The sequence below is a fragment of the Cohaesibacter haloalkalitolerans genome, from assembly GCF_003574655.1.
Taxonomy (GTDB): Bacteria; Pseudomonadota; Alphaproteobacteria; order Rhizobiales; family Cohaesibacteraceae; genus Cohaesibacter; species Cohaesibacter haloalkalitolerans.
Map to the genome: position 1 here is coordinate 55,845 of NZ_QNUM01000005.1, position 20,652 is coordinate 76,496.

At 55.2% G+C, this 20,652-nt stretch carries 12 protein-coding genes; 9 read left to right on the forward strand and 3 right to left on the reverse strand.

What is annotated here, in order from left to right; genetic code table 11:
• Window positions 1-38 precede the first annotated feature (38 nt).
• From ccmE to DSL70_RS13415, 8 genes are all read left to right on the forward strand, one after another.
• Window positions 39-494, forward strand: a complete 456-nt coding sequence (gene ccmE, locus DSL70_RS13380) for a cytochrome c maturation protein CcmE (protein ID WP_119308461.1) — start codon at window positions 39-41, stop codon at window positions 492-494.
• A 99-nt stretch (window positions 495-593) separates the two neighbouring features.
• Window positions 594-2,579, forward strand: coding sequence for a heme lyase CcmF/NrfE family subunit (locus tag DSL70_RS13385; protein ID WP_119308462.1), 1,986 nt, complete (start codon window positions 594-596; stop codon window positions 2,577-2,579).
• A 25-nt stretch (window positions 2,580-2,604) separates the two neighbouring features.
• A complete protein-coding gene (locus DSL70_RS13390) occupies window positions 2,605-3,150 on the forward strand; it encodes a cytochrome c-type biogenesis protein (protein ID WP_342635291.1) in 546 nt (181 codons plus the stop codon).
• A 193-nt stretch (window positions 3,151-3,343) separates the two neighbouring features.
• Entirely contained in the window at window positions 3,344-4,609 is a 1,266-nt protein-coding gene (locus tag DSL70_RS13395; protein WP_119308464.1) for an Hsp70 family protein, read from the forward strand.
• Between the two features lie 351 nt (window positions 4,610-4,960).
• Window positions 4,961-6,478 (forward strand): Do family serine endopeptidase, encoded by a 1,518-nt coding sequence (locus tag DSL70_RS13400; RefSeq protein ID WP_119308465.1) that lies wholly within the window; start codon window positions 4,961-4,963, stop codon window positions 6,476-6,478.
• Window positions 6,479-6,730: 252 nt separating this feature from the next.
• Entirely contained in the window at window positions 6,731-7,408 is a 678-nt protein-coding gene (locus DSL70_RS13405; RefSeq protein WP_119308466.1) for a response regulator transcription factor, read from the forward strand.
• A gap of 78 nt (window positions 7,409-7,486) precedes the next feature.
• Window positions 7,487-9,004 (forward strand): sensor histidine kinase, encoded by a 1,518-nt coding sequence (locus DSL70_RS13410; RefSeq protein WP_119308467.1) that lies wholly within the window; start codon window positions 7,487-7,489, stop codon window positions 9,002-9,004.
• A 156-nt stretch (window positions 9,005-9,160) separates the two neighbouring features.
• Window positions 9,161-12,154: a bifunctional [glutamine synthetase] adenylyltransferase/[glutamine synthetase]-adenylyl-L-tyrosine phosphorylase gene (locus DSL70_RS13415; protein WP_245418209.1), complete on the forward strand. Its 2,994-nt coding sequence runs from the start codon at window positions 9,161-9,163 to the stop codon at window positions 12,152-12,154.
• Window positions 12,155-12,271: 117 nt separating this feature from the next.
• Here DSL70_RS13415 and DSL70_RS13420 read toward each other — a convergent pair whose 3' ends face one another.
• From DSL70_RS13420 to DSL70_RS13430, 3 genes are all read right to left on the reverse strand, one after another.
• The gene (locus DSL70_RS13420) at window positions 12,272-14,854 is read right to left on the reverse strand and encodes a PAS domain-containing sensor histidine kinase (RefSeq protein ID WP_119308468.1); all 2,583 of its coding nucleotides are present in this window, start codon (window positions 14,852-14,854) and stop codon (window positions 12,272-12,274) included.
• A gap of 194 nt (window positions 14,855-15,048) precedes the next feature.
• A complete protein-coding gene (pepN, locus tag DSL70_RS13425; protein ID WP_119308469.1) occupies window positions 15,049-17,751 on the reverse strand; it encodes an aminopeptidase N in 2,703 nt (900 codons plus the stop codon).
• A gap of 313 nt (window positions 17,752-18,064) precedes the next feature.
• Window positions 18,065-19,507 carry a helix-turn-helix domain-containing protein gene (locus DSL70_RS13430; RefSeq protein WP_119308470.1) on the reverse strand — a complete coding sequence of 481 codons (1,443 nt, stop codon included), beginning with the start codon at window positions 19,505-19,507 and terminating at the stop codon, window positions 18,065-18,067.
• 416 nt (window positions 19,508-19,923) lie between these two features.
• Here DSL70_RS13430 and DSL70_RS13435 point away from each other — a divergent pair, with 416 nt between their 5' ends.
• Window positions 19,924-20,616 carry a response regulator transcription factor gene (locus tag DSL70_RS13435; RefSeq protein WP_205563258.1) on the forward strand — a complete coding sequence of 231 codons (693 nt, stop codon included), beginning with the start codon at window positions 19,924-19,926 and terminating at the stop codon, window positions 20,614-20,616.
• Window positions 20,617-20,652: the final 36 nt, after the last annotated feature.

Here is a 20,652-nt window from a genome sequence, read left to right on the forward strand (position 1 = left end):
GTTTCTTACTATCAGGCGATATCGAGAAGGATCTGTTCATGTCGAGAAAACAAAAAAGGATGATGCTGATCGGGGCTGCCGGTGCTGTCCTCTTCGCCGCCGTCGGACTGATTTTGTTTGCTTTGCAAAATCAGATCACCTTTTTCATGAGCCCTTCCGAGATAGCGGAAAAAGGTGTTGAGCCGGGCCAGCGTATCCGTTTGGGTGGCTTGGTCATGGACGATTCGGTCGTTCGCTCCGACAACGCCCATGTGACATTTGTCGTCACCGATGGTGGAGCTGAAATCAAGGTTGCCTATGCCGGTATTCTGCCGGACCTTTTCCGGGAAGGGCAGGGTGTCGTGACCGAAGGGGCTCTCAATGCTGATGGTTCGTTCACGGCAGATACGGTACTTGCCAAGCATGACGAGAATTACATGCCTCGCGAAGTGGCTGATGCCTTGAAGGAGCAGGGCCACTGGCAGGACAGTTACGGCAAGGTTCAAGCGAACTGACGCGTCGGTAATGCGCTTTGCGCTAAAGCCTCGAAGAAAAATACAACAGACTAAGTCAGCTTGCTGAAGGGATGAGCAAGCAAAATCGGGAGATTGTCAATGATCATCGAATTGGGGCATTTCATGCTTGTTCTGGCCCTTGCCTTGGCGTTGATACAGTCCGTCGTTCCCATTTGGGGTGCACAGACAGATGACAACCGTCTGATGGCCGTGGCGAGTCCTCTTGCGATTTTGCAGTTTTTGTTCATCGGCCTGGCTTTTGCGGCGCTGACCAATGCCTATGTGACTTCAGACTTTTCTGTTCAAAATGTCTGGGAAAACAGCCATTCTCAGATGCCGCTGCTTTTCAAGTTCACATCGGTTTGGGGTAACCATGAAGGCTCGATGCTGCTGTGGGTCTTCATTCTTGCAATCTTCAGTGCACTTGTCGGCGCATTCGGCAATAACCTGCCTCCAAAGCTCAAGGCCAATACCCTTGCAGTGCAGGGATGGATAACTTCAGCCTTCCTGCTGTTTGTGCTCCTCACGTCCAATCCGTTTCATCGCATTGCCAATGCGCCGATTGAAGGACGGGATCTCAATCCGATCTTGCAGGACATTGGTCTCGCGATCCATCCGCCGCTACTCTACCTTGGCTATGTCGGTTTTTCCATTGCCTTTTCCTTTTCCATTGCAGCGCTGCTCGAAGGGCGGATCGATGCTGCTTGGGCGCGCTTTGTCAGGCCTTGGGTGCTGACGGCTTGGGGGCTTCTCACCCTTGGTATCGCAATGGGGTCCTATTGGGCTTATTACGAGCTTGGTTGGGGCGGCTACTGGTTCTGGGATCCTGTAGAGAATGCCTCCTTCATGCCTTGGCTGTGCGGCACAGCGCTGCTTCATTCGGCTATTGTCATGGAGAAGCGAGGCGCACTGAAGGTTTGGACCATTCTTCTGTCTATTCTGACTTTCTCGCTGTCGCTGCTCGGAACCTTTCTTGTGCGATCCGGTGTACTGACATCCGTCCATGCTTTTGCGACCGATCCGTCTCGTGGTGTCTTTATTCTCGCCTTGCTGATTGCCTTCATCGGAGGTGGTCTATCCCTGTTTGCGTGGCGCGCGCCGATGCTGAAGCAAGGAGGTATCTTCTCGCCAATTTCGCGTGAGGGGTCTTTGGTCTTCAACAACCTTTTCTTGTCAGCCTCCGCAGCAGCCGTCTTGATTGGAACCTTGTATCCTCTGGCGCTGGAAGCAATCACTGGTGCCAAGATCTCCGTTGGCGCTCCTTTCTTCAACGCCACATTTGGCCCAATGATGATACCACTGCTTGTTGCCGTTCCGATTGGACCGCTTCTTGCATGGAAGAGAGGGGATCTGTTTGCCGCGTTCCAGCGCCTTTTCGTCGCTCTGGGTGCGGCGATCTTAGTTACCGTCCTGTGCTATTCTCTGATCGACGGAGGCAGCGCGATGGCACCATTGGGCATTGGTCTTGCCGTCTGGATCATGGTTGGCGCACTGGCTGAGATCCAGCTCCGCATTGGTCTTTTCAAGCTTCCCATCGCTAAATCGGTCTCTCGCTTCGTTGGTTTGCCCCGCACCGTGTTCGGCGCAGCTCTTGGCCATTTTGGCCTTGGCATGACTCTTCTTGGTCTCATGGTCGCCACTGCCTACCAGTCTGAAACCATTCTGGTCATGAAGCCAGGCGATCATGCTGCCGTTTCAGGTTACAGCTTTGAACTTGGCGGGTTCCGCGAGCATTCCGCGTTCAACTATGTTGATCTCATCGGCACCTTCAAGGTTACGAAAGATGGCAAGGAGGTCACTGAGCTCCATCCTGCCAAACGGGTCTATACGTCGCGCAACATGCCAACAACCGAAACGGCGATTTATACGATTGCCGGTGTCACCCAGCTTTATGTTTCATTGGGTGACAAACAAGACGATGATGGCATCGGTGTCCGGATCTATTACAAGCCATGGGTAACCTTCATCTGGCTCGGCTGCGTGGTGATGTTTATTGGCGGATGCTTCTCGCTGTCGGACCGTCGATTGCGGATTGGTGCTCCGGCCCGAAAGGGGCGGGCCAAGGAAGCTGCCGGAACTGCGTGATGGTTTTGTCGAACAGAGAACAGGGATGAATATGATGTTGGCAAATCCACACTCCTTGCGAAGTGTCTTCCGTTCCGCAACGAAGTTGATGGCGGCTCTTCTGCTGATTTTGTCCGTGCAATTTCTTTCTAGCCCGGCCTTTGCTGTGAAGCCAGATGAAATGTTGAAGGATCCTGGTCTGGAAGCCAGGGCCCGTGAAATTTCGGAGGGCCTGCGGTGTTTGGTTTGCCAGAACCAGTCGATTGATGATTCAGACGCTCCGCTGGCGCATGATTTGCGTGTTTTGGTGCGAGAACGGCTCACCAAGGGTGACAGCAATCAGGAAGTCAAAGACTTTCTTGTCGATCGCTATGGCGAGTTCGTCCTTCTAAAGCCAACATTTTCATCCAAGAACCTGTTGCTTTGGGCTTTCGGTCCGCTTGTTCTGCTGTTAGGCGGCGCCTCCGTTTTTCTGTTCTATCAGAGAAACAGGGTGCTTGCGCAAAAGGCCGAGGCGAGTGGACAGACACATCTTTCCAAGGAAGAAAAGGATCGCCTCGATCTCATCCTGTCTGATGATGACAAGACCTGATGCCGTCGTGGAGGGAAGCGCGGTCCGGGCCCGTTTTTACGGTCGCTGCGTCATAAATGGCGAGTGCTCGGAAATTCGGTGGATATGACCCTTTCAAAATTTCTGCCTTCATGCTAATCCCGCCTGTTCCGGCACCCGGTGATGATCCTCGGGTGCCCTTTTATTTGTGCGGTGATGTTGGAAGGATTGGGCTATGTCTGAACAGGTTTGTTGCGGCCTTGATTTTGGAACCTCGAATTCGACACTTGGCCTGGTGAACAAAGGCAAGGCAGAGTTGGTTGCTCTGGAAGGCGACGAGGTAACCATTCCGTCCGCTCTCTTCTTCGATTTTGAAGATCATGGCATCCATTTTGGGCGAGATGCCATCAACACCTATCTTGAGGGTGGGGAAGGGCGCATGATGCGCGCGCTCAAATCCATTCTGGGTACATCGACCATGCAGGAATTTACGATGGTCGGGAGTGAGCGCAAGCCTTTCACGGCGGTGCTGGCGGCCTTTCTGCGCCACATGAAGACCACCGCTGAATCTCAATTGCAACAGGAGCTGACAAAGGTTGTCCTCGGCCGGCCCGTTTTTTTCGTAGACCACAATCCCGATGCCGACCGGGAGGCGGAAGAGACCATGCGATCAATCGCAGCGGACCTTGGTTTCAAGGACGTCGAGTTCGAGTATGAACCGGTTGCCGCAGCCCGAGATTTTCAGCAGCAGGCTACCCGAGAGGAAATCGCTCTTATCATTGATATTGGCGGCGGTACCTCGGACTTTACCATCCTCAAGGTTACGCCAGCGAATGAGACACTGCAGAGCGGCAATTCTCGCGATCAGATCCTTGCCAATACCGGTGTTCATGTCGGCGGAACAGACTTCGATCGCTGGCTTTCTCTTGCCCGGGTCATGCCGTTGATGGGGTATCGCAGCGAGATGCTCAAGGAAGGGCGCTTGATGCCTGTCGGCTATTATCACGACCTGGCAACCTGGCAGAAAATCAACTTCCTCTACGACCATAAGACCCATAGCGAACTGCGTTACTTGCGCAAGGAAGCCAAGGAACCACATCTGCTTGATCGGCTGATTCAACTTCTGGATCTGCGCGAAGGGCACAAGCTGGCGCTGTCCGTGGAAAACAGCAAGGTAATTCTCTCCGATCAGGAACGCACCGAGTTGTCACTGTCTTTCGTCGAGAAGGGGCTTGCTGCGATCATGACGCGTGAAGATCTGATTGACGCTCTCGAAGATGGCACGAGACGTATCCGTCTTACGATTGCGGAAGCTCTAAATGCGGCAGGTTTGTCAGGCGAAGAGATCACGGCAGTCTTCCTGACAGGTGGTTCCACCAAGGTTCCCTATATCCGCGAAAGCCTCACATCGATGGCACCACATGCGACTATAATCGAGGGAGATGCCTTTGGTTCGGTAGGAATCGGACTCACGCTGGAGGCGCAAAAGCGCTTTCAATAGTGGATTGATCATCGCTCTCTGTTAAGGATTGTGGCAAAAGCGTGCCGAAATTTGTAAGGCAATCAAATTTTCTTGAAGCCAATTTGCAACTGTTGTCTTCAAAAATTCAATTAAGTATCTGAAAATAATTGATAAAAGGTGCTTTCTTAACATTACGCATCTTTAATTCTATCCGCTCGCATATGGCCAACTTTGTCCCATATAAAATACTCATCACAACGAAGCGCGATGAGCGCAGCCCTTTTTAAGAAGGAGGGTAGCGCACTGAGCCTTCGTCGAAACGGACATTTGTTGGAATAGTCTGGCCCGTGCCTCAAGGCAGCCAGATCTGAAAATGAGCGGAGACCCTTGATGACCATATCCAAGTTGAAACACGTCTCGGTAAAGACAACGTTGTTGGCGTCCGCCTTGTGCCTGGGCGTCGTGGCTGGGGCAACTGTCCCGACCCTTATCACCGGACAACCCGCCGCCAGAGCAGATGCTGTCGAAGTGACAGCTCCAGCGCAGCCCGTAGACTTTACCAATGTTGTCAAAGCAGTAAAACCTGCCGTTGTTTCGGTTCAGGTGAAGACGGAAATCGAGCCGCAAACCATCCAGAACTTCACCATCCCCGGCTTCCCAGAGTTCCGCGATCTGCCAGAGGATCATCCGTTCAACCGTTTCTTCCGCCGTTTCGGCGATCAGAATGATCAGGGAGATCAGAACCAGAAAAAGGCTGTGCCACATTATGCTCAGGCTCAGGGTTCCGGCTTCTTCATCTCTGAGGACGGCTATGTCGTCACCAACCATCATGTGGTCGACAAGGGTGTTGAATTTGTTCTTGTCATGGATGATGGCACCAAGCTGGACGCCGATCTTGTCGGGTCTGACGAAAAGTCCGACCTTGCATTGCTGAAGGTCCGGAAGTCTGATCGCAAATTTCAATATGTGAAATTTGCCGATACCCTGCCAGCTGTCGGGTCTTGGGTTCTGGCTGTAGGCAACCCGTTCGGCCTTGGGGGTACCGTGACCGCTGGCATTATTTCTGCCGATGGTCGTGACATCAGCGCCAAGAACTACGAAAGCTTCATTCAGATCGACGCTGCAGTAAACAAGGGCAACTCAGGTGGTCCGACCTTTAACCTCAAGGGTGAAGTGATCGGCATCAACACGGCGATCTATTCTCCATCCGGCGGCAACGTGGGCATTGCCTTTGCTATTCCGGCGGAAGTTGCCAAGGACGTGATCAACGACCTGCAGCATGGCGGCAAGGTGCAACGCGGCTGGCTCGGCGTTCATATCCAGAACGTCACGGACGATATTGCAGACAGCCTCGGTCTTGCCGAAGCCAAGGGTGCTATGGTTACCAGCACCGATGAAACGGCGCCTGCCTTCAAGGCAGGTGTGCAGGTCGGCGACGTGATCCTTGCCGTGGATGGTGATGAAGTCAAGAACACCCGCGAACTGGCTCGCCACATCGGTCGCGCCGATCCGAACTCTGATGTCGAACTGACCATCTGGCGCGACAGCAAGGAAATCAAACTTGCCGTTCATCTTGGCACCTATCCGGAAGAAGTTGCCTCCAGTGGCAGTGACGGCTCCGACACCCAGCAGCCTGCGGCTCCTGCAGATCTTTCCGAGTTCGGAATGACGCTGCAGTCAAGCGATGAAGGTCTGGTGGTTACCGGCGTCCAAGCTGATAGTGTAGCTGCCGATAAGGGGCTTTCGCGTGGCGACATTATCCAGTCGGTTGGTGGCAAGCAGGTCACGAGCGTTGCTGATGTTCAAAAGGAAATCGCTGCTGCCAAGGACAACGGTCGCAAGACGATCCTGATGCGGATCAAGACCGATGCGGGTATCCGCTTTGTTGGTCTGCCGCTTAAGAAATAGGGTTTACATCCTTTTCCAGAACTGGAGGACGGGAAGGCATTGCTTCCCCGTCCTCCAGTCTTTGCCGCAAGCCTGTGGTTTTGCGGTCTTTTTCCCACAAAACGACCTTTGCTGAATGGTAAAGACCGCTATAATCCTCTAGACCAATCTCTCGAGGCAGCCTTCGCCTCATGTCGAACCATGTTGATGGACAAAGTCGCGTCTGTCCGCGTAAGTTCATGCGGTAGGTGGCCAAAAGCAAAGAGGCACATTATGCGTATCCTGATTATCGAAGACGATATTGAAGCTGCGGCCTATCTGGCCAGGGGCCTCAAGGAAGCCGGACATCACTGCGAACACGCAGCCGATGGTGATCAGGGTTACACGATGGCTTCCCAGAGCGGCTATGACGTGATGATCGTTGACCGCATGCTGCCCAAGCGTGACGGCTTGTCGATCATTGAGCAAAGGCGCCGGGAAAGTGATGAAACGCCGGTTCTCATTCTGTCGGCCTTGGGTGAAGTGGATGACCGCGTAACCGGCCTGCGGGCTGGCGGTGATGACTATCTGACCAAACCCTACGCTTTCACGGAACTGCTGGCCCGCATCGAAGTCATGGCGCGCAGGCGCAACCCCGGTGAGGTCGAGACGGTCTATCGTGTTGCGGATCTGGAACTTGACCGGCTATCACACAGCGTCAAGCGGGCAGGGGACACCATCCTGCTTCAGCCGCGTGAATTCCGCCTGCTTGAATATCTCATGAAGAATGCCGGTCAGGTTGTCACTCGCACCATGCTGCTCGAAAATGTCTGGGACTATCATTTTGATCCGCAGACCAACGTCATCGATGTGCATATCTCTCGCCTTCGGTCCAAGATCGACAAGGGATTCGAACCCGCTCTGCTGCAGACGGTGCGCGGCTCCGGTTACAGTTTGCGCGTGCCGGATTAGATGGTTGCCAATCGGCGCAGCCCAAAGTGAAACGACCAATCTGCAGCCATGGCAACGCCGATAATCGCAGGATTTTGCATGTCGCCAGGATCGATCAACAAGACTATGAGGACGACAGCTTTCAAGCTGAGCGCCATCTATTTGATCATCTTCTCCATCTTCGCGATTTTCCTGATTGTCTATATTTCCCTCAATACCCAACTGCTGATGACCCGGCAACTCAACTCGACCATCGAGGTGGAGGTGAGAGGGCTCATCGAGCAATACAGGTCTGGCGGCATGCCCGGATTGGTCAAGGTGATCGAAGAACGATCACGCCGCCCCGGCGCCAGTCTCTATCTGGTCACCGACAACTCCGGTCACTATGTCGCCGGTAACGTCGCTGCGCTGCCCAAGTGGGTGCTCGATGAACGCGGCGCGCTGGAACAGACCGTTTCCTATCAGCGTTTGGGAGAGACCGAGCGCAAGGAGTATAACGCGGTCGTCAGTGTTTACGAGATGTTCGGTGGCTATCGCCTGCTCGTTGGTCGCGATGTTGGGGAGCGCGAGATCTTCCGCAAGGTGGTCGAGCAGGCTTTCATCGTTTCCGCAATCCTGATGATCGTGTTGGCGTTGCTTTCGTGGATGTTCGTGTCTCGCAAGGTGCTCAAGCGCATCGACGTGATTGCCCAGGCCTCCAGCAACATCATGCGCGGGCAGCTCGATGAAAGATTGCCCGTGACGCAGGCTGGCGATGAATTCGACCGACTCTCGGAAAATCTCAACACCATGCTGTCGCGCATTGAGCTGCTGATGAAAGGGCTCAAGGAAGTTTCCGACAACATCGCGCACGACCTGAAGACACCGCTGACACGCCTCAGGAACCGCGTTGAGGTGACACTCGCTTCCGAGAGTGGCGATGCGGACAAGTATCGCGAAGCGCTGGAACAGACCCTTGAAGAATCTGACACGCTCATCCGCACGTTTGATGCACTGCTTCGCATTGCCCGGGTCGAAGCCAAATCCACCCAGATCGAAAAGACGTCTCTGGATATCGGTGCAGTGGCTGCTGATATGGCCGAGCTTTATGAACCCGTCGCCGAAGACGAGGGCGCGCTTCTTACATGGGAGGCCAGCCCCGGTTTTGTCATCAACGGCAACCGGGAACTGATCAGTCAGGCCGTGGCCAATCTGATCGACAACGCGCTGAAATATGCGGTTCGCCATGTTGCCAAGCTGCGGGAAAAGGGGGCAGTAAATGGCGAGACCACCCTTCCGGATGTTCCCCGTATCCATGTTTCTGTCTGTCGCAGTGGAGAAGCCAAAGCCACCAGTGAGGGAGGGGATATGCGCCCCATCAGTTTGACAGTTTCTGATAACGGACAGGGCATTGCCAAGGAAGACCGCGCCCGTGTACTTCAGCGGTTCGTCCGGCTTGACAAGAGCCGTAGCCAACCCGGCTCCGGGCTGGGGCTCAGTTTGGTCAACGCCGTCGCCTGTCTACACGATGCCCGCATAGAGCTCGGGGACAACGCGCCGGGCCTTGTCTTTTCTATTCATTTTCCGCCAGCTCCCGAGACCAAAGGCGAGCGGGAGAAGCGGGTGCTCGACAGTTGATGCCAAGCCGCTTGATCTGTGAGGATCGGGCCGCGGATTAACACTGTCGTGAGGTCTGTCTGCTATCGGTTTGAATGCGCGTGAAAGCCGTGTAAAACCGGCACATCGCTGCATGCGGCAGAATCGTTCAGAAAAGTGTTGAAGAGGGGGAAGAGGATGAGTGCGTCAGACAACAAGGGAACCGTCGACCGCTTTTGGCTGGATGCCAAACCACTCCCCTTGGAAGGCGCCGTTGATGAGCAATTGGAGCGCCTGACAGAAAGTGTCGAGGCTTTGCGCGCACGAGATGAGACGGCGGGCGAAACGCTTGCAAGCCTTGATGCGGCGCTGGCAAATGAAACCCTCAAAGGCGTCTTGGCGGGCATCTGCAGCACATCTTCCTACTTGCGTGATCTGATGGTGCAAAAGCCTGAGCGTCTGTCCGAGATACTGGGTGAAGATCCGCAACAGCGTGTCGAGGCTCTGGCGAGCAAGGCAATCGGACAGAGTGAAGAGACCGAAGCGGCGATCATGCGCCATTTGCGCCTCATCAAACAGGACGCAGCGCTCACCATCGCTTTGGCTGATCTTGGCGGGTTGTGGTCTGTGCGGCAGGTCACCAATGCCTTGACTCTCATTGCCGATGCGACCTTGCGTGGTGCCTTGCGCTTTGTTCTCAACGACTATCATCGTCGTGGCAAGGTGACCTTGCCCCACCCGGAGGACCCGGAACGGGAGTGCGGCTATGTGGCTCTGGCCATGGGCAAGCATGGCGCCGGGGAGCTCAACTATTCCTCCGATATCGACCTTATCATCCTTTATGATTCAACAAATGGCTGCTGCGACGACCCTTATGAAATGAACCGCACCTATGTTCGTTTCACACGGCAACTGGTCAAGATCATGCAGGAGCGGACTGCTGATGGCTATGTCTTCCGTACGGACCTGCGTCTGCGACCGGACCCGGGTTCGACGCCACCTGCTGTCTCGATCCTTGCAGCCTTGCAGTATTACGAGAGCATGGGGCAAAACTGGGAACGCGCCGCGCTGATCAAGGCGCGCCCATGCGCCGGTGATATTGCCGCTGGCGAAGCCTTCCTGCAGGAAATCGTCCCGTTTATCTGGCGGAAATATTTTGACTATGCCGCTCTTGCCGATGTTCATTCGATCAAGCGCCAGATTCACGCCCACAAGGGCCATGGGGCTGTTGCGATCAATGGGCATAATGTGAAGCTCGGGCGCGGGGGCATCCGGGAAATCGAATTCTTCGTGCAAACCCAGCAGTTGATCGCAGGCGGACGCAATCCGGCGCTGCGCGGTCGGGAGACCATTCCCATGCTGGCCGAACTGGTCAGGCTTACGTGGATCACCGATCGGGCCAGGGATGAGCTGACCGTAGCGTATGAGTTCCTGCGCAAGGTTGAACATCGCATCCAGATGCAGCGCGACGAGCAGACCCACATGATGCCTCAGAGCGATGATGGCGTTGCCGAGATCGGGCGCATGATGGGCTATGCTTCGGTTGCCGCCTTCAAGCGTGACCTGCGCAACACGCTGGAATGCGTGCAGGGGCACTACGCCAATCTTTTCAAGGAAGAGCAGGCCTTGGGTGCGGAAGGGGGGGGCAATCTCGTTTTCACCGGCGAAGACTACGACCCAAGCACCATCGAGACCCTGACCGTCATGGGGTTCCAGAATCCCAAGGAAGTGATCAACACGGTCCGCAGCTGGCATTTCGGTCGCTATCCGGCCATGCGATCCGCCAAGGCGCGGGAACGGCTGACCGAATTTACGCCAGACCTGTTGGCCGCATTGGGCAAGACGGACAATCCGGACAGCTCCTTCCTGTCCTTTCACGCCTTCCTTAAGGCACTGCCATCTGGAGTGCAGGTCTTTTCCCTGCTGCGCAACAATCCGCATCTGTTTGCAACGCTCATCATCATTCTGGGCGCTGCGCCGCGTCTGGCCCGCACCATGGGGCGGAGGCCGCGGGTGATTGATGCCCTGCTGGATCCGGCATTCCTCGGGGACATTCTGGAACGAGATCATCTGGATGCAGAGCTTGAAAAGGCCCTCGCAGAAGTGACCTGCTTTGAGGACACGCTGGATGGCGCGCGCATCTTCGGTCAGGAGCAGATGTTCCTCATCGGTGTTCGCGTCCTGATGGGCACCATTTCGGCGTCACAGGCCGGAGCGGCCTATGCCATGCTGGCCGGTGTCATCATCCGGCATCTGTTGGAGCACGCCCTGCGCGAACTGGAAGAACGTCACGGCAAGATGCCAGGGGGCGAGATCGCCGTGATCGCCATGGGCAAACTTGGTGGCCGGGAAATGACGGCTTCCTCGGACCTTGATCTTATGTTGATCTACGATCATGACAAGGATGCAAAATTCTCGGACGGCAAGAAGCCGTTGGCGCCAAGCCAGTATTACGCTCGCCTTACCCAGAGGCTGATTACCGCGCTGTCTGCACCGACCGCTGAGGGTGACCTCTATGAGGTGGACTTCCGTCTTCGCCCGTCAGGAAACTCCGGTCCTCTCGCCACCTCCTTCAGCTCTTTTTGCAGCTATCACGCCTCGGATGCTTGGACATGGGAGCACATGGCGCTCACCCGTGCACGGATTGTTGCCGGCGATGATATCTTCTGCAAGAAGGTGAGGGCTGAGGTCGTCTCCATTCTGTCAAGGCAAAGAGATGAGGACAGCATCCGCAGAGACATTGCCCAGATGCGGGCGCGCATTGAAAAAGAGAAAGGTACCTCGGACATCTGGAACATAAAGCAGGTTCCTGGTGGTCTTGTCGATGTAGAGTTCATAGCGCAGGGGCTTCAGTTGATCCACGCCTGCGCGCACCCGGAAATCCTCCACACCAACACCGCCCAGAGCCTGCGCTTGTGTGTGGATCGGGGGCTGGTCGGCAAGTCGGAGGCGGAAATCCTGCTTCCGGCTATCCGTCTCTATCACGATGTCACCCAGATCCTGCGGGTTTGCCTGTCGGAGAATTTTGATCCCTCCAAGGCAGCCGGTGCGCTCAAGGACGTGGTTGTCCGTGCGTCGGAAGAAATTGATATGCGCAGCCTTGAAGAAAAGTTGCGGGAGTATCAGGGCGAAGCTCGGGCCTGCTTTGTCCGGCTGATGGGGCCGGTGGAGGAAAAGGCCGATAGCCAATAAGCTGGCTTCTGTTCCGCCGATGGTTGCACAAGAACAAGAGGCCCAAGGCAAGGCGTTGGGTCTGATGGTCGCTTGCATACGCCGTTCCGGGATAACCGAACCGAGCAAAGGCTTTGTTCAGTGTGTCGTGGCACTCAGAGGCGCCGGCGCTACCCCGTGCATGATGGCTTCAATCTCTGGCGAGCTGCCTTTGACTTTCGTGGGCAGGCAGATGGTGATACGCGTTCCCTGACCGATGCGTGAGCGGATCTTCATGGTGCCACCAGACAGGCACACGATGGTTCGTGTGATGGAAAGGCCCAGCCCTGAACCGCTGTGACTCTTTGTGAACTGGTTCTGAACCTGTTCAAATGGCCGGCCCAGTCGGTTGATGGCGTCTTGCGGAATGCCCACGCCGGTATCCGAAATCGTCAGATGGCAATAACCATCGCGGGTCTCCCCCCTGAAGGCAATCTGTCCACCTTCGGGCGTGAATTTTACAGCATTGTCCAAGAGATTGAAGATGATCTGGTCGACCAGATGCGGATCAGCATAGGCAGGCAGGCTCTCCGGCAGTTCATCCTTGATGGTTAGCTGATGTTCCTGAGCCAGCTTTTCGATTGAGCTGCTGAAGGTTTCCCGAACCATGGTAGTAAGATCCAGCTCTTTTGGATTGAGATCGACCTCGCCATCTTCAAGGCGCGACATATTGAGAATGTCGTCAATCAGCCCCAGAAGATAGGAACCGCTGGAATGGATGTCGTTGGAATAGTCCTTGTATTTCTCCGTTGAATGCTGACCAAAAATTTCCTGCTTCATGACTTCGGAAAAGCCGATGATGGCATTGAGCGGGGTGCGCAGTTCATGCGAAATATTGGCAAGGAACTGGGATTTTGCCCGATTGGCGATCTGGGCATTTTCCTTTTCCTTGGCATATTGTTCGGTCAGCACCACCAGTTGCTGGGCTTGCATCTCAAGGGTTTGGCGTGACTTGCGCAGGTCCGAGACGGAGGAAATCAGTTGCTGTTCGCTTTCAAGCAGGCGCTGCTCCTGAAGCTTCAGATTGGAAATATCCGTACCGACCGAAACAAAGCCGCCGTCCCGTGTGCGACGTTCGCTGATCTGCAGCCAACGGCCATCAGCAAGCCGAACCTTGTAGCTGCGGGCGGCCTTTGGCGTGGTACTGACACGATCGAGCAGCATCTCGCTATCATTAATGGTGCTGTCATCCTCAATGGCAACGACATGAGGCTGTCCGCGATCCATGACTTCGTTGTAGCTGAGGCCAACGATGTCTTCATCGTCCGGCAGGTTGTGCAGGGTCCGATATGGTCTGTTGCACAGCACGAGCCTGCTTTCCTTGTCCCACAGGACAAAGGCTTCCGAAATGGTGTCGACAGCGTCGCGCAGACGGATATCGGCGAGCATGTCGATTTCAGCCTGCTCGATCTGTTTGGTCACATCCATCACGACACCCATCAGGTGCAGGCGGTCTTTGGGCGATACAGTCAGTTCTGCGCGGATCTGGATCCAAACCCAATGTCCCGCCTCGTGACGCATGCGGAAGCGCCGGTCCATCATCGACTGGTTCGATGACAAAAGCTCCTGAACATGCTGATGCAGATTGCCGTCATCCTGGTGCATCCGGGCGTTGATGGTTGCAAAGTTGAGCAGATCGTCGCGCTTTTCCATGCCAAGCAGTTCGAACATGGAAGGCGACCAGTAGATGTGGCCATTGGCCAGATCCCAGTCCCAGAGGCCAGAGCGGGAATGCCGCAGCGCAGAGTCCATCCGCTGAACTGTCGCCTCGAAGATGCTGTCTGCCTCTCGTGCTCTCGCGCCCTGACTGAAGAAGGCATAGACAATCAGCAGAATGATCGCACTCATGACAACAAAAATGATTGCATTGAGCGCAACAGAAGATCGCCAGCTCTGAAACAGTTCGTCTGTTGGCACCAGAACCGTGATTGCCCCTTTGCCGCCGCCGAGATGATGAACTGTCGCCAATGCAGACTTGCTGTCTTTTGTCGTCACGTCAAACACACCGGCGCTCGCGCCAATGGCCGAGAAGGCCTGCGCTCTGCCCAGAAGATCAATCTGGGTCTTGCGCATGTCATTGGTGCCCTTGGGGATGGACGCAACGATCATGCCGGTCGCATCGGTCTGGTAGACCTGATAGTGCTCGGCGATCTTGAGGAAAGGCATGGCTTGCTCAAGCCAGCCCTGCAACTGTTCCTTGTTGGGGCGCAAGGCGGAGGGCGAAGAGGGGATAGGAGACACAGGCGCGAATTCAACTTCGGCCTCGGTTGGCCGTGAGTCCTCACCCGCCTCGTCGGCGGCATTCTCATGAGCCACAACGGTTGTTTCGCCGGGTTCTGCGAGTGATGCCTTGTCGGCCGCAAAGCGCTCCATGCTTTCGGCCACGCGTTCCGATACCAGCGCTGCAATCAGTTGCAGTTCCTGGCTGGTGGTTGCCTCGATGGTATCGCGCTCGCTAAGCAGATCGTCCGTGCGCAGAACACCGACAACGGTGATGAACACAAGGATGACCGCCGGAATGATCCGCCGCAGCCATGGTTCTTCTCGCATGAGTTGAAAATAGGAGGGGTCTGCCAGAAGGCGCGCCGCCCCTGACACATGAGGCTGACGGCTGTTCGGAGCAATGCCGAAAAACCGGAATCTAGCCTCTTTGGGTGCGCTGGCTATTTCGGCCTGCGTCATACCCTGCCTCCTTGATCTGATCTGTTCTGTTCATCTCGTCGGAGGTTGCCGCATCTCCGAAGTCGATATCATTTGAATCGACCTTGAAGAATTTGTCTAGAGTCCGCAGCGATTTTTTTGGTTAATGATAGGTTAACGGCCAAAAAATTTTGTCTGCGGACTCCCGATTCTGTTAAAGACTCAGGCACTTTCGGTCATTGCAAGCACCGATTAGCAATATCAGCAACATCTTTTGACAAATTCTCGGTCGCTGCGATTCTCTGCAGCTCCTTTTTGGCAAAAGCTTGACGCTCCGGCTCAAGAGCCTTCCATGAGCGGAAATTGTTGGCCAACCGCGCGGCTGTTTGCGGGTTCTTGCGGTCGAGTTCGATGATGATGTCCGCGACCAGTTTAAACCCTTGACCATCCTTGCGATTGAACTGGGGCTGGTTGTTCATCGCAAAGGCACCGATGAGCGAGCGTACCCGGTTCGGGTTGCTCATCGAGAAGGACGGATGCTTCAGCAGTTCCTTGACGCGATCAAGGGTGCTGGCCTGAGGTGCCGACGCCTGCAGCGAAAGCCACTTGTCGATAACCAGTGCATCATCTGTGAATTCAGTGTGGAATTCTTCCAGAAGGCCAATCGCTGCCGGAATCTCGTTGCGGGTCAGGCTGGCCAGCGCCGCAAAGCGATCCGTCATGTTGGTTGCCTTGCGATAATGCTCGACTGCCAGATCGGCGATTGCCTGTTCCTTGCGAGCCAACGCCAGATCGAGAAGCCCGTTGCGCAGGGCGCGTCGTCCGGCTGAGGCTGCGTCTGGGTGGAATTCCCCGCTGTCATCGCCGAGTGCCTTGTAAAGCTCGATCAGGCTGTCGCCTAGGGCCGTTGCCAGTCCATGGCGCAATCCCTCCCGCGCCTGATGAATGGCGTCCGGGTCGACATTGGTGCCGATTTCTCTGGCCACATCGGACTCGATGGGCAGTTGCAGCAATTGTGCCCGGAAGGCATGTTCCAGACCGTCGTCCATGAGACAGGCCTTCAAGGCCTCAAGGATGCTGTCATCAAGCATGCCGGCCTCGTTGCTGCCGCTCTGGATGGCTCTGGTCTGGTTCACCAGATGATCCATCAGGATGAACTGGGCTGCTTCCCACCGATTGAACGGATCGCTGTCATGGCTCATGAGGCACAGATAGTCATCATGGGTCAGATTGCTGCGCAGATGCACAGGAGCAGAGAAGCCGCGCAGCAGGGACGGAATGGCATCCTTTTCAACGCCGGTCAGAATGAACTTGTGCTGCCGGTTACGGATTTCCAGCACGGAACATTCGCTTTCGCCAACAATGGCGCCGGTTGCTTCGTCCAGCACAGAAGAGAAGCCGACTGCGCTGCCGTCTCGTCCAACCAGACCGAAGCGGACCGGAATATGCATGACCTTCTTGGTCGGCTGGCCCGGCGTCGGCGGGCAGGACTGTTCGATCGAAAGAGCGAGCTGCTTGCGGGAAGCATCGTAGGAATAGGTGGCAACGAGATTGGGCGTGCCAGCCTGCCGATACCACAAGGCAAACTGCGATAGATCGATCTTGCAGGCATCCTCGAATGACTTCAGGAAGTCCTCAATGGTCACCGCCTGTCCATCAAACCGCTCAAAATAGAGGTCGAGACCTGCCTTGAAGCCTTCAGCTCCTAGAATGGTCTTCAGCATCCGGCAGACCTCGGCGCCTTTCTCATAGACGGTTGAGGTGTAGAAGTTGTTGATCTCTGAATAGACCTCCGGGCGCACCTGATGGGCGAGGGGGCCGCTGTCCTCGGGGAACTGCCGGGCGCGCAGTTGCTGCACGTCGGAAATCCGCTTGACCGGGCGCGAACGCATGTCGGACGAGAATTCCTGATCCCGGAAGACGGTGAGGCCTTCTTTCAGGCAGAGCTGGAACCAGTCGCGGCAGGTGATCCGGTTGCCGGTCCAGTTATGGAAATATTCATGCGCTATGACACCCTCGATCAGGGCATAGTCCGTGTCGGTTGCGGTTTCGGGTTTGGCCAGCACATATTTGTCATTGAAAACATTGAGGCCCTTGTTCTCCATGGCGCCCATGTTGAAGTCCGACACGGCCACGATCATGAAGATGTCGAGGTCATATTCCCGGCCGAACACCTCTTCGTCCCACTTCATGGAGCGCTTGAGGGAATCCATGGCATAGCCCACCCGATCTTCCTTGCCATGTTCCACATAGATATGCAGCAGCACATCGCGGCCGGACCGGGTCGTGAAATGATCCTCAGCGCAAGCCAGATCACCAGCGACCAGCGCAAACAGATAGGATGGTTTGGGGAATGGATCACTCCAGCAGGCATAATGCCAGGCTTCATCGGCAGGATAGCCTTCCGGGGAGGGCATGGCGCCGCTTTCGGTCAGGTTGCCATTCGCCAGCAGATGCTTCACCTCAACAGGGGCTTCGATGCGTACGTCGTAGACCGACAGCACGTCCGGGCGGTCATAGAAATAGGTGATGCGGCGGAAGCCTTCTGCCTCACATTGCGTACAGTAGGCTCCGTTCGAGCGATAGAGCCCCATCAGTTGGGTGTTTTCCTGCGGTGCCAGAAGGGTCTCGATTGTCAGTGTAAAGGCCTGCAGAGGCTGCTCGTTGAGAATAAAGCGATCAGCGGTAACCGAATAGTCGGATGGGGCGAGGGGCTTGCCGTCCAGCTGCACGGAGACAAATGTTAGCTCATCACCACTCAGCTCCAGCGCCGCTCCCCCTGTTGCTCCCCCTGTCGTCTCAGCTCGGGGCGCTATCGAAAGGGTCGCCGTCACATGCGTTTTCAACGGATCAAGCCGGATAACCAGTGAGGTGCGATCAATCGAGTAGGGTGTGGGAGTGTAGTCTTCCAGTCTTACGACGCTATTTTCTAGGGACATATCAAAACTTCTTTATAGAAAGAACCGTGCTTGGCTCAAACCTAACTGCGACCATGTTGCAAAAGCAAGTTAGATACATGGTGCAGTTGGTGCTACAACTTGTGCGACAGAGAATTTGTTTCATTAATGCGTAGATAGGTTGAACGTGGGCCTTGAGAAGGGCACGTTTGCAAACTTTACAAGATTACTGTGGATTAAACTTTCGTGCAATGCTGCCATGAGGCCGGTGCATAATACAGTGCAATCATTGACAAATTCGCAGACAAATTTTCAATACAATACGGGTTTGTCCATGAAAGACGACGGGGAGTCGCTATTTGTCCGTGTTGCTGTTGACCAGTTCAAAGGGCACGAACTGCCGGTTATGCGGGTTGACGAACAGGCGGCGGTCGACCGGTGGGGCTGCTCGTTGATGGCATTTTTGCCGCTCGCAGATGCGGCAGGAAACGCCGATTTCCACCACTCCGGCATCACTTTTCAGGTTCAGTCCGTCCGAGTAGATCACTTCACTGGCATAGGACAGCTCGCACCCAAGCCCGATCGCATAGCGGCGCACCGGTGCATGATAACCCGACCCGAGCTTTGTGATGCTCGTTGCCACGCACAAATAGCGAATGCCATCAGGCATTTCTGCCACCTGAACCATGAAACGTCCGGGTGCCTCGAAAGCTTCGTGAACGTTCCAGAGCGGGCAAGCGCCGCCGAAACGGGCGAACTGAAAGCGTGTGGCTGAATGGCGCTTGGTCACATTCCCGGCCCTGTCAACGCGCAGGAAATAGAATGGGACGCCGCGTGCTCCGGGCCGCTGCATGGAGGAAAGTCTGTGGCAGACCTGTTCCTGCGATGCTCCGAAGTGGTGACGCATCCGGTCTATGTCATGCCGGGTCTCTCGGGATACTTCCAGAAATCGTTGATATGGCAGGCATAATGCCCCTGCAAAATAGTTTGCAAGCCCCAGTTTGGCGATGGCCTCTGCTGCCTCCGAGTGCAGGTTCGCCTTGGCGACCCGGGCGTCGATAAGGTCTTTATATTCCATGATGGCGATCTGGTGGGCCAGGTGGAAGGAGAGGGAGGGGGAGTCCAGTGATCCGTTGAGGTTGAGAATACGGTTTTCCTTGTCATACCGGCGCAAAGTCTGGTCATTTGCCGGGTTTTCCGTCAATCGAACGCGCACGGCGTGGCGCTGTTCCAGATAGGACTGGAACTGGCTTAAACGGTTGCCTTCCTGCATGCCGTGACGGCGCGCCAGATCCTCTGCGGCAAGGTCCAGTTCATCGATATAGTTGTCGTGATAGTGGAAATAATCCCTCACTTCTTCGTAGGGTAAAATGGCCCGATCAGCCCCTTCGTATGACTGGGCAGACAAGGCATCATCCATTACCATAAGGCGTTCATTGGCGCGCCTGTGGGCCTGATGAAGCGTCAGGAAGGCCTGTGCCAGCCAGGGAGAGTTGGACGCAGCCATCTTGAGTTCCTGCAGTCCCGGGTTCGTGTCGCGAAATAGCGGCTCTGCCAACGCCTCTTTGAGGTCGGCAAGGACACGGTTGGTGTCCGCTGAGGCGAAGTCGTTGAGGGAAAGATTGAAGTGATGGCTCAGGGACAACAGGACCGGAGCTGTCAGCGGGCGTTGGTTGTTCTCTATCTGGTTCAGATAAGAGGTTGAAATCCCTATGCGTTCAGCAAAGGTCGCCTGCGTGAGGTCGTAGCTTTCCCGCAGCGTTCTGACCTTGGGTCCGACAAACAGCTTTTCTGCCATGTCATTCTCCGGAATTTTGCAAGTTTTGCAATTTGCAAAAAAATATTTGCAAAAACATTCGCAAATTTTCCTAATGAAATCAAGCCTTTCATTGACAAACTTGTGTATGTCCAGTCAAATGCCTTCCAGTCACTGGCCTTTTGGCTAGGAGTCGGAGGAAAATCTCAATGAAATCAATCCCTTTGGTCTAGGTCCAAGGGGTGGCGAAGAAGAAAATCAGTGACTGGGATTTCTTTTTCGGAGTGAAAGTTGTCTATATTAGGCAATATTACTCATTTGGGAGCAAGATGTGTTCTGGCAGGGAGGCCGAACTGTCAAACAGCTCTTTCTTTGGATTTCCCTTAGGCATACTGGCTGCATGGCTGGTGTCGGCAACGCGATTCAATTCTCAAGGACCGACACAAGGGAGAGAGATAATGCTACTGCTCGACGATATTGGAGGCGAGGTGCGTCGTGGGTTGGGACATTCTGCCGAACAGGGCTCTGTCACATACCGCACAGTTGTCTTGGCCGAGCCGCATCCCATCTTCACAGAGTGCCTGCTGAACATGCTGGGCATCAAACGCGAATACACGCCAGTGCTCGATTGCGCGGGGCTGGAACAGTTGCTGAGCGCCGCTCCCGATCGGGAAGACACCTTGCTGGTTCTCAATCTGGATGCGACAAGCAGCCGTGGCTCCGCCGCACTGACAGACGTTCGCAAATCTTACAAGCATGCCCGCCTTGTTCTGATTTGTGATCATTGTGATGATGGCCTTGCTCACTATGCCTTGGGGAACGGGGCTGACTGGGTGATTTACAAGACCGAGTCTGTTTCCGAGCTACGCTCCATCTCGAAACGTATCAAGTCCGGCATTTCTGACGAGTATATCGTTGCCGAGAGCGAAGAGGTGCTCGAACGCTCCAGCCTCTACTCCAAGCTCGCCAATCTGACGCCAAAGCAGATGACGATCCTGCGCTATCTGCGGGATGGACTTCTGAACAAGCAGATCGCCTATGAGCTGGGCCTGACGGAAGCAACCGTCAAGCATCACATCTCCCTCATTCTCAAGAAGCTCAACTGCTATCGCCGCACTCAGGCTGTCGCGATTGCCAACCGCATGATGTAGAAATGACGGGTTGGCGTTCCCGTTGACGGGAATTCA